9 protein-coding genes are annotated in these 10,577 nt (G+C 61.6%); 4 read left to right on the plus strand and 5 right to left on the minus strand.

Going from position 1 to position 10,577, the window contains the following annotated elements:
• Positions 1–16: 16 nt before the first annotated feature.
• Positions 17–1,291 (minus strand): hypothetical protein, encoded by a 1,275-nt coding sequence (locus ABIB57_RS12990; RefSeq protein WP_354041333.1) that lies wholly within the window; start codon positions 1,289–1,291, stop codon positions 17–19.
• 265 nt (positions 1,292–1,556) lie between these two features.
• On the opposite strand from ABIB57_RS12990, the gene ABIB57_RS12995 reads away from it, so the two are divergent.
• Complete coding sequence (locus ABIB57_RS12995; protein ID WP_354041334.1) at positions 1,557–1,997, plus strand: SRPBCC family protein; 441 nt, start codon at positions 1,557–1,559, stop codon at positions 1,995–1,997.
• A gap of 82 nt (positions 1,998–2,079) precedes the next feature.
• Here the strand turns inward: ABIB57_RS12995 and ABIB57_RS13000 are convergent, their stop codons facing one another.
• A complete protein-coding gene (locus ABIB57_RS13000) occupies positions 2,080–2,991 on the minus strand; it encodes a homoserine O-succinyltransferase (RefSeq protein ID WP_354041336.1) in 912 nt (303 codons plus the stop codon).
• Between the two features lie 72 nt (positions 2,992–3,063).
• On the minus strand, positions 3,064–3,930 hold the full coding sequence (locus tag ABIB57_RS13005) for an ATPase (RefSeq protein ID WP_354041337.1): 867 nt from the start codon (positions 3,928–3,930) through the stop codon (positions 3,064–3,066).
• Between the two features lie 273 nt (positions 3,931–4,203).
• On the opposite strand from ABIB57_RS13005, the gene ABIB57_RS13010 reads away from it, so the two are divergent.
• The 3 genes from ABIB57_RS13010 (at position 4,204) to ABIB57_RS13020 (ending at position 9,515) form a co-directional block, all read left to right on the plus strand.
• The gene (locus ABIB57_RS13010) at positions 4,204–5,973 is read left to right on the plus strand and encodes a flagellar hook protein FlgE (protein WP_354041338.1); all 1,770 of its coding nucleotides are present in this window, start codon (positions 4,204–4,206) and stop codon (positions 5,971–5,973) included.
• Positions 5,974–6,045: 72 nt separating this feature from the next.
• Positions 6,046–7,887: a flagellar hook-associated protein FlgK gene (gene flgK, locus ABIB57_RS13015; RefSeq protein WP_354041340.1), complete on the plus strand. Its 1,842-nt coding sequence runs from the start codon at positions 6,046–6,048 to the stop codon at positions 7,885–7,887.
• 11 nt (positions 7,888–7,898) lie between these two features.
• Positions 7,899–9,515: a hypothetical protein gene (locus ABIB57_RS13020; RefSeq protein ID WP_354041341.1), complete on the plus strand. Its 1,617-nt coding sequence runs from the start codon at positions 7,899–7,901 to the stop codon at positions 9,513–9,515.
• A gap of 132 nt (positions 9,516–9,647) precedes the next feature.
• Here the strand turns inward: ABIB57_RS13020 and flaF are convergent, their stop codons facing one another.
• Both flaF and flbT read right to left on the minus strand, forming a co-directional pair.
• The gene (gene flaF, locus ABIB57_RS13025) at positions 9,648–9,986 is read right to left on the minus strand and encodes a flagellar biosynthesis regulator FlaF (protein ID WP_354041343.1); all 339 of its coding nucleotides are present in this window, start codon (positions 9,984–9,986) and stop codon (positions 9,648–9,650) included.
• Positions 9,970–10,395, minus strand: a complete 426-nt coding sequence (gene flbT / locus ABIB57_RS13030; RefSeq protein ID WP_299731056.1) for a flagellar biosynthesis repressor FlbT — start codon at positions 10,393–10,395, stop codon at positions 9,970–9,972. Before flbT ends, flaF begins: the two co-directional genes overlap by 17 nt.
• Positions 10,396–10,577 lie beyond the last annotated feature (182 nt).

Below are 10,577 nucleotides of genomic sequence, written 5' to 3' on the forward strand. Positions count from 1 at the left end.
CCTTGCACGTGCCGGTCTATTCGGGATCGCCCTTGGACCAGGAATCCAGCCCCTGGATATGGCGGCCGAGCGACCAGTTGAAATCGATGCGGCTTTCGAGGTTGGAAAAGCTGTCTTCCTGCATGATCCAGTCCTGGCCGCTGTCTTTGGGCTGGCTATTCCAGATGGCGCAAAGCAGCAGTTCACCGCCTTCATTGTAGGCGGCATAGTCCTCCATGCGCAGGCCCTTCTCGCGCAGCTCGCCTTTGCGGTCGATCAGCCCCTTCCAGGTGTCGCGCAGCGATAGGAGCTGGTCATAATCGCCACTTTCATAAAGGCCCACATACCAGCGCAGCTTGCCGTCGTGGAACGTATCGATCGAAACCAGCCGCTGGCGGTTGTCGCGGCGCTGGCGCCAGTCGGCCTCGAACTTTTCACCGGGGAGCAAGACCAGTTCGGTCGGCTCGCCATCGCCGCTGAAGGTGCCGCCGAGCATGGTCTGGCCATCTTCGCGATAGCAGAAGATGTCGTCGCAGCGGATTTTCTGTTTGCTCAGGTCATTGTATTTGTGGGTGAAATTCGGCTCGTCCATGAGCCAGAACTGCCATGGCCCGGAACCGGCACTGTAGATGCCCATAAAGGTACGGCTGTTGGTATTGGCGAAACGGGGCTGGTTGGCATCGGTCAGGCAGCTCGATACCCGGCGCAGCCGCAGACCCTGCGCGATCCAGTCGTCCTGGTTTTTGGTGAAGCCGGTCCAATCGTTGACCGACCAGCCATTGCGATCCACCCAGCCCTCGCGGAACAGCGGGATATATTGGCGCGTGTCGTCCCACCCTTCGGCCGCCACCGGGGTAATCGAATACCAGATGGTATAGCCCCCAATGGTCTCGGTATCGCGGGGATAGGGGCTCCAGTTGGTCGTGCCGTTGGCGCCCAGCAGGTCGGAGACGCTGGCGCTTTGCCAGACCGCGCCGAGCGGGAATTCCTCGGCGGGGTTGCGCAGGACTTCCATCGGCTCGATCTTGTCGTCTGGATTGGGCCAGTCGTCGATTTCGTCGCCGCTGATCCTGATGCGGACCTGGCCATTGAGCAGGGGCACCACGAAGCTCATGCTGAGGGGGTAGATGTTGGAGCCGGGGCCGATCAGGCCGGCGCTGAGCGGTACGTCCTGCCGCCAGAACGCTAGCTGGCCATTGACGGCAAAGACCAGGTTCCATTCCGCGAAGCTGCCAGGTTCGCCGGCAACCGAATGAGCGTCATCGACGCGAATTTGATGAATGGTGACGCGAGCAAGGTTGGTAACGGTCATAAAGGTGGCCCCTTTGACAAATCGACCTGCCGAAATTGCGCGATAAAGCGAAGCCAACCGCATGAGGCTCCGCCGGAAAGCGGCGAGGACTTACCCTAGGATAGTCCCATCGGAGCGGCAAGGCAGGCCAGCGGCCAGGTCCGGGAGCCGTCGTGGGAGATTGTGCCAAGTGATCATCCTCGGTGTGCCGGTAGAAGGTAAGTGCTGGTGGGGCGGGCGGAACGGGTGAAAGGCCCAGGCGTTTTCCTAATGAAGGAGACGTGCCATGCAAAAACCTGTTGTCGAAGTCGATACCGTTATCGCGGCCGATCCCAAGACGGTGTGGTCAGCCATGACGGCCCAGGGGAAGTCGGCGCTGTTCGCCGGCACCGACGTGAAGACCGATTGGAAAGTCGGCCACAAGATTACCTTTTCGGGCGACTGGAAGGGCAAGAAGTTTGAGGATCACGGAGAGATTCAGCGGTTCGAGGAGGGCAAGGAGCTCAGCTTTACTCATTGGAGCGCGATGAACGGGGAGCCGGATCGGCCGGAGAATTATCACGTGGTGCGTTATGTGCTGGAACCCAGCGGCGGCAAGACGCGGGTGCGGCTGAGCCAGATCAATACGGGCGAGGCGGCCGACATCGATGCCAAGACCAAGGCAGAATATACCAAGAACTGGAAGATGATGCTGGATGGGCTGAAGGAGAGCGTGGAGAAGCACTAAGGGTATCGGGGGCGACCCCTCCCAAACCCTCCCCGCAAGGGGAGGGTGCCGATCGAGTTTGGGCGCTATTGCAGGTTTGACGTTAGCGGCCGATCTCGTCCATCTCGTATGGGGTAGTCTGGTACATCTCGTTGATCCAGTTCTGGAACAGCAGATGAGCGTGGCTGCGCCAGCGGTTTTCGGGGACGGCGGTGACGTCACCGTTGGGAAACAGGTTCGTAGGCTGCTTGGGCGCGAGGCCTGCCTTGACGTCGCGTTCGTATTCGTCGGCGAGCGAGCGGTTGTCGTATTCCAGGTGATTGAGGAAATAGATCGCCCGGCGCTGCAGGTCGCCCAGCATGCACACGCCGATTTCGGCGTTGTCGATGAGGACCTCCAGATTGGCGCCCAGCGTCGATTTGTCGATGTCGTTGTAGCGCGACACCGGGATCATCGGGCTATCGGAGAAGCCGCGCAGGAAGGGCGACAGCGGGTTGGTCACCTGGTGGCGGAACACGCCGAAGGCCTTTTCGGCCATGCGGTAGCGCTGCGCGCCGTGGAAATGGTGCAGGGCGGCCTGTGCGCCCCAGCAGATGAACATGGCCTGGTGCACGTTGGTCTTGGTCCAGTCCATGATTTCGAGCATTTCGGGCCAGTAGCGGACCTCCTCGAAAGGCATGTTGGCGACCGGCGCACCGGTGACTATGAATCCGTCGAACTTCTGCGTGCGCACCTCTTCCCAAGTTTTGTAGAAGGTCTTGAGATAGTCCTCGGGGGTGTTCTTGGACTGGTGATCGGAGACGCGGACGAGCGTCAGCTCGATCTGCAGCGGGGTCGAGCCGATCAGGCGGGCGAACTGGGTTTCGGTGCGTTCCTTGTTGGGCATCAGGTTGAGCAGGCCGACATGGAGCGGGCGGATGTCCTGGCGCGCGGCGCGGGTGGAATCCATAACGTTGACGCCCTCGGCTTCGAGCGTCTTGCGGGCGGGCAGATCATCGGGAATGCGAATAGGCATGTGACCCTCTTTCGGGTTCGTTAGTGGCGACAGATGGCGATGCAGGCAGGCGCGTCTCCCGCAGGAGGCGCGCTAGCGCATTCGCTGTTCGATCGCTGCGGCCATCAGGTCGACGAATTCGTCGCCGTCGCGCACGATGGCGAGGTCGGAGGCTTCCACCACATAGCCGAAATTGTCCGCCAGTGTCTGGTAACGCGGCAAGCGGTCGTGGAGCAGTGCCTCGAAGCCCCAGGCGCCAAAACCGGCCGGATCGACTTCACAATCCTCAGCGATCTTATTCAGCGCTTTGTATTCGGCCCATTTCCGAACGAGGAAGGCAGGCGTGTAATACATCGGCTTGGGGCTGGCCTTGAAGCGGGCGACAAGTTGGGCGGCGTCCTTTTCGGTGCCGCGGATGTAGAGCAGGGCGGTGCTGGCGGTCAGCGTCTCGATGACCGGATCATGCGGATCGGTCGGGTCGACGACTTCGATCAGCGAGCCGCCGGTATCGGCGATAAAGTCGTCGTAGCCGTAGAGCGCCTTGGCGCGCTCGATGAAGTGCGGCACGTCGCGCAGGGCGGCGATTTCGGAAACGCGGTGTTGGTCCTGCCGGCGCTGGTATTCCTCGAGCGGCAAGCCGCCTTTATCGGGATTGCCGGGCGTGCCGAGATAGGTCGACAGCGGGTCAAGATTGGCGAAGGTGATGTTGGACGAGATATAGATCGAGTCCGAGCGCAGCAGTTCAGCCAGGAAGGGGTTCTTCATGGCTTCGCGCTTGAAGTTGTCGACGATGTGCTCGCCCATATAGCGCGTGCCGATGCGGTAATCGGCCGAATAGTGGAACCAGTTCGAGCTGCGCAGCATGGCGCTCAGCCGCGTCTTGCCGACGCCGGCCATGCCGAACACGGTTACCGCGCGATGGGTGGATTTGACGAACTCGTCGGCATTCTTGAACAGCATCGCGGCCCTTCCATCCCACCACGCCACGCCTTGCAAAAGGGGGAATGACGCGGGGGAGCAACTGGCTTTGCGTTTAATCGAATGGCGGCAACTTCACAAGCAGGCGGCAATTTCTACCGCCGGCCCGGACGGAGTTGCCGGTCTGGGCGGTTGCGTGATCGAGCGCCGCGTTAATTAATCAACAAAATCAATGGTTAACTCAGTTGGCACCGCAATTGCATTGCTATGGGCGAAGGCGTCGCCTGGCGCCAATGGATTCCACGGAGTTTTTTGATGGGCATTTACGGGGCTCTTTCCACTGCGGTCAGCGGTTTGCGGGCTCAGTCCCATGCGCTGGAGAACATTTCGGGCAACATCGCCAACTCACAGACCGTGGGTTACAAGCGCATCGAAACCTCGTTCTCCGATATGATTGCCGACGCCCCGGTCAAGCAGCAGGTGGCTGGTGCGGTCTCGGCACAATCGCGCGGCACCAATGGCGAGAAGGGCGATATCAAGTCGGTCACCAACGAGACCTTTATCGCGCTCAATTCCAATGGCTTCTTCGTGGTCGAGCCCAAGAGCGGCATGGCGGATGGTTCGCCAACCTTTTCGGGCGCTGATTTCTATACCCGTCGCGGCGACTTCGAGATCGACAAGGATGGCCTGCTGGTCAACGGCGCCGGATATTATCTCAAGGGCCTGCCGGTCGACATCAAGACCGGTAACGTCTCCGGCGCAGTCCCGGGCGTGATCAAGCTTTCCAACGCCTTCCTGCCGGCGCAGCAGACGACGCGCATCAACTATCAGGCCAACCTGCCCCAGTTGCCCAAGAATGCCAGCTATGACGCCACCGTCAGGGGCAGCGAGCTGATGAATACGGTCGATTACGCCGCCCCGGCGACAACGACCGGTACGGGCGGGCTGAGCGGCGCAGCCGCCATGGACAGCATCGTGAACGCCGGCGACGTCGTTACGTTCAAGGCGAGCACCGGCACCGCAGTGAATTTTGAGTTCTTCGATGGCGCCGCCGGTGCCTATGCGGGCGCCAATGTGGGCGTCGACATTCGTACGGTTCCGCCGGTCAGCATCGACGCCGCGCTGGCCGACATGCAGACCAAGTTCCGCACCCTTGGCGGTGCGGGCGCAGAAAGCGCGACCGTGGGACTGAGCGGTGGACAAATCTCGGTGTCCCTGGGCAGCAACAAGACGGCGACGTTGAGCGCAACGGCCGCTGGTGGCGTTATGGGCCTGCCAGCGACCGGCAGCCCCGATTCCATCCCGGCTCCGGTCCTGGCGCGTCTTTCCACGATCCCCGCCAGCAGCAATTCGCAGTTCCTGGCCGACTCCGTGGCCGGTGGCTCGCTCACGACCTACGCCAAGAACGGTGCGCCGGCCGTCGTGGTCATGCAGTGGGCCAAGGTGGACAGCGCGGCTTCGGGTGTCGGTCACGCCGATACGTGGAACCTCTATTACATGTCGGACAGCACCGCGACCGGCACTGCCCCGATGTGGACGCGCGTCGACCAGGAATATGTCTTTGGTCCCGATGGTTCGATGAACCCGCCGGTGACCTCCACCACCATTACCGGCCTCACGGTCAATGGCGTCAGTGTGGGCAATGTCGAGTTGCAGCATGGCGCTGGCGGCATGTCCCAGCAGGCCGACGTCAACGGCAAGGTGAGTACCTCGACGTTGAACCAGAACGGCTATGGCGCGGGCGAATTCGTGTCCGTGGGCATCAGCGATAACGGCCGTGTCGTGGCGACCTATTCCAACGGCGAGCGCATCGACATGGCGCAGGTGGTGACGGCGCAGTTCAACGCCGTCAACCAGCTCAAGCGTATGGATGGTGGCGTATTCACGGCGACCAAGGAGTCGGGTGAGCCCATGCTGGACACAAATGGTACCGGCATCCTGGGTGGCTCGCTGGAGGCGTCCAACTCGGACATCTCGGACGAGTTCACCAAGCTCATCATCACCCAGCAGGCCTATGCCGCCGGCACCAAGATCGTCAGCACGGCGAACGACATGTTGCAGCAGGCTCTAAGCATGATCCGCTGATCCAGAATTTGGATCAACTCCGGGCCCGGTCAATTTTGATCCGGGCCCAAACCCTTTGTGAGGAGCTCAAGAATGGGTCTTACAACGTCGCTGAATAACGCGGTTTCCGGCTTGCACGTCAATCAGGACGCGCTGGCGGTGCTGAGCCGCAATATCTCCAATGCGGGCACACCGGGCTACCACAAGCAGTCGCTGAACATCATCGACTACAACTCGGCCAATTCGACCTATGGCCGGACGGCGGGTATCAACCGGGCGTTCAACACCAGCCTGCAGACCTATTATACGCGGCAGGTTTCCGACACAGCGACGTCCAGCGTGCAGGCGAACTACCTGGATCGTCTACAGGGTGTGATGGGCAAGCCGGGCTCGGCTGGATCGCTCGATACGCTGTTCGGCAAGCTCCAGAATTCATTGCAGACCCTGGCGACCAGCCCCGACGATTATACGGCGCGCGGGCAGGCCGTGCAGACGGCCCAGGACATGGCCAGCAACCTCAATCGCCTCTCCAACTCCGTGCAGGACCTGCGCCGTGAGACCGAGGGGCAGATCGCTGTCGACGTCGAGAGCCTTAACGGCCTGCTGTCATCGCTGCAGGACGTCAATTCGCGCATGCTGGACCTGGGCACGGGCGACGCGTCGCGGGCCGCGCTGGCGGATCAGCGCGACCGGCTGGTTTCCTCGGTGTCCGAACTGATCGACGTACAGGCCGATTACCGGCCCAACGGCACCGTGGCGCTGATGACCCGCTCGGGCGTCGGTCTTATCGACGGCGCCGTGTCGGTGTTCAGCTTCGATAGCGCCGGGAGTCTGGCGGCCACCTCGCAGTTCGACACCGATCCGAGCAAGGCCAAGACCGGCAAGCTGACGCTGACGACGCCCTCGGGCCTCAAGGTGGACCTGGTCGAGCATAGCGTGATCCAGGGCGGCGAACTGGGTGGGCTGCTGACGCTGCGCGACAAGACGCTGGTCGAGGCGCAGTCGCAGCTCGACGAAATCGCCGGCAACCTGGCCCAGGCGTTTTCGACCGTCCAGACGCCCGGCACGGCGATCCCCAATGGCTATTCGTCGAACACGACAAATGTAGCTCCTGGCAACGATCTGATGCTGAAGGTCAAGGTCGGCGGCGTCGAGCAGACGGTCAAGATCGTCAATACCAAGCAGCCCAACGTGGATTACCGCGATGCTTCGGGAAACCGTGTCATCGGCGTCGACATGGCGTCGGGCGATGCGGCCGTGGTCAGCCAGTTGACCGCAGCCTTTGCCAGCACCGCCAATGGGCCGTCGCTGGGCGTAACCGTCGCGGCCAATGCCGGACAACTGGACTTTACGGGCGCCGGCACCACGCAGGTGACGGGCCTGACCAAGCGCAGCACCTCGACGGGACTGCAGGGGCAGGGCCTGGCGCTCAACCTGTTCGTGGATTCCGACAACGGCGCCTTCACCAACGATCTGGACGGCAGTCCGCCGCAGAAGCTCGGCTTCGCGGCGCGCATCTCCATCAACAATGCGGTGCTGGCGGACAACAGCCTGATGGTGCGGGCGCAGGCCGGGCAGACCCTGGGCGACGCGGCGCGGCCGAACATGATGATCGACCAGCTCAACAGCATGCAGTTCGTTGGTGGCGGCAATCCGGCGTCCGACAAGGGGCAGTTCCAGCTCAGCGGCAAGCTCGGCGACATCATCAGCCAGGTGATCGGCTTCCAGGGCTCCAGCACGCAGAAGGTGTTGACGCAGAGTTCGGACCGGCAGCTCGCCCTGGACACGATTGTTCAACAGATGGGCGTTGAATATGGGGTCAATGTCGATGAGGAAATGGCGCGCCTGATGGACCTGCAGAACTCCTATTCCGCCAATGCGCAAGTGGTGGGAGTGGTCAAGGAACTGCTGACCGCCCTGCTGAACGCCGTCTGAGGAGAACCAAGATGATCGTCAACAAAACGATGTTCCCGGTGCAGACCGGTTTCTCCGTGATCTCGCAGATGCAGCAGCAGCTGTCGGACATGCAGATGCAGCTCGGCAGCGGCCAGAAGGCATCAACGCTGGCCGGCATGGGCCGCGACCTGCCGATGTCGCTCAGCGTGCGCTCGCGGCTCGACAAGATCGAGGGCTATAAGGGCAATATCGACATTATCGACCTGCGCCTGAGCTTTCTGGACAAATCCATGACCCGGTTCGACGGGATCGAGAGCGAAGCGCGCACCGCGGTGACCACGGGCGACTATGGCACCAACGACATCAACATGGCGACGCTGCCGGGCCTGTCGCTTGCCCGGCTCGACGAGGTCGTCACCATGCTGAACCAGGATGTTGCCGGACGCTATCTGTTCGGCGGCAATGTCACCGACAAGCCGCCGGTCCAGACCACCGACGTGCTGCTCAACGGTGAAGGCGGCCGGCTTGGCTACCGGCAAATCCTGTCCGAGCGCATGGCCGCCGACCAGGGTACGGACAAAATGGGGCGGCTGAGCCTGCCCGCAGTCGTCGCCGGCAGCGGCGCGGTGCACCTGGCCGAGGATGGCACCCATCCGTTTGGCTACAAGCTCTCCACGATCTCCACCAACGGCGCTCCGGCGATTGCGGTGACCCAGGCTGCCGGAACGCCGAAAGACCTGTCGGTGACCTTCTCCGCCGAGCCTACGCCGGGTCAGCATGTCATCGTCGGCATGACGTTGCCGGACGGCAGCGAGACGCAACTGACCCTGACGGCCACGACGGACTCCCCTCCGGGAGCCGGCTCGTTCCAGATCGATGCCGATCCGGACGTGATGGCCGCCAATTTCCGCACGGCGCTGGAGACCAGCCTCAAGCAAAAGACCGGCGGGGAACTGCAGGCGGCATCGACATTCGCCGCGGCCAACGATTTCTTCGACGATAATGGCGTGCCCAAGCGCCCAGCGGGCGGCCCTCCGGCCACCAGCCTCGTGGATGCCGATCCCAATGACGTGGTGTTCTGGTATGCGGGCCAGACCAGCGCCGATCCTCGCGCCAGCGTTGCCGCCAAGGTCGACGATGCGACGACGGCCAAGTATGGCATCCAGGCCACTGAAAGCGGGTTGCTGAAGCTGGTGCGGACGCAGGCGGCCCTGGCGGTGACGCAGTATCCGGTGGAAGCCGACGTGCGCGCCACGCCGAGCATCGAGCAGATCAGGCTGGATGCCATGGCGCTGCCGGACGACGCCACCCGCGTGGCCAAGCTGGAAGAGTACGAAGCCGCGGTCAGCGCCGGCTATCGGCAGTCACGGGAACTGTTCGACGGCATGGCCAGCCGGCAGCAAAGGGCAATGTCGGAAGGTCATAATTCCGAGGCCGGCTCGATCGAGCGCATCACCATGGATCTGTCGGTGGCCACCATGGCCAGCCACAGCGCCACGGAGCGCCACACCAACTACAAGAACCAGTTGGAAAACCTGCTGACCAATGTCGAAACGGTCAGCCAGAACGACACCGCCATGGCGATCCTGGCGCTGCAGACCCGGTTGCAGGCGAGCTACCAGGTGACGGCGGCGGTCAGCAAGCTCAGCCTGTCCAATTACATGTAGCCGACGATTAGCGATGATGAAGCCCCTGGTCTCGGCCGGGGGCTTTTTTGTTTGGGATGTCGGGTCGGTATCGTGCAAAATAAAAAAGCCCCCGACCGAGGTCGAGGGCTTATTGTTTGTCGTTCGTGTCGATCAGGCTGGCATGGCGCGGAGGCCGGCGGCGATCTGGCGGTTGATGTTGATGATGCCGTCGAGCTTGTGCGGCTGGGGTTCCATGGTCAGTTCGCGCGTTTGATTCAGAATGAACAGGCCGAGGTTGACGATGTTCTGGCGGACCTGCTGGGGGAGGGGGCTGTCTTCCATGGCGGCGGAGCTCATGAAGATGGTCCAGAGCTTGCGGTTGAATGTCAGCGCCTTGCTCAGTTGATCGAAGTCTTGCGGCCAGGTATCGCGAATATTCTGCAGGGAAGCGGCGGCTTTGATCAGGAGTGCCGCTTCACGCTCGCGGGGGGTCTCAACGGTCTTGGTCACCTGCTGATAAGCTTGCGCCCCGTGATGCTGCATTTTCGATAAGATCCTGTTCGAATTGAATAAGTTGCTTCGCCGACTTAAGAGCTTTGTACAATGCGCCCGTTAAGATGTCGTTACTAATTCGATCCACAATGGCCATGCTGGACGGCGCAGCCGTGACGATATCATTGATCAGGGAGAAGTATTCCCGCCGCAGAACATCAGTATTATTCTCTATATACATGATCTGGACCGCCAGATAGACGCGCTTGGCCGGCGTATCGGCAGTCGTTGGCGTCAGAATATCTTTTTCGCGAAGAATAGGCGCCTGGCCCTCTATAAACAGCCGCGTGCGCTGGTCCGAGTTGGTGATGATGCAATTGCCCACCAGCAGCTTCTCACCCGGCTTCAGTTCGACCTTGAGCGCCAATTGCATGCCTCCGAATTGAATCAATTCGTGATCGTTGTAGCCTAATCCATCTCGGCGTGCCGATAGGGGAGGCGAAAAAAGAAAAGGCGGGCACGAGGCCCGCCTTTTCCGATATTTGCCGAACCGAGATTAACGGAGCAGCTGGAGCACGCCCTGGTCGGCCTGGTTGGCCATCGACAGGG

Source organism: Devosia sp. UYZn731, from assembly GCF_040546795.1.
Lineage (GTDB): Bacteria > Pseudomonadota > Alphaproteobacteria > Rhizobiales > Devosiaceae > Devosia.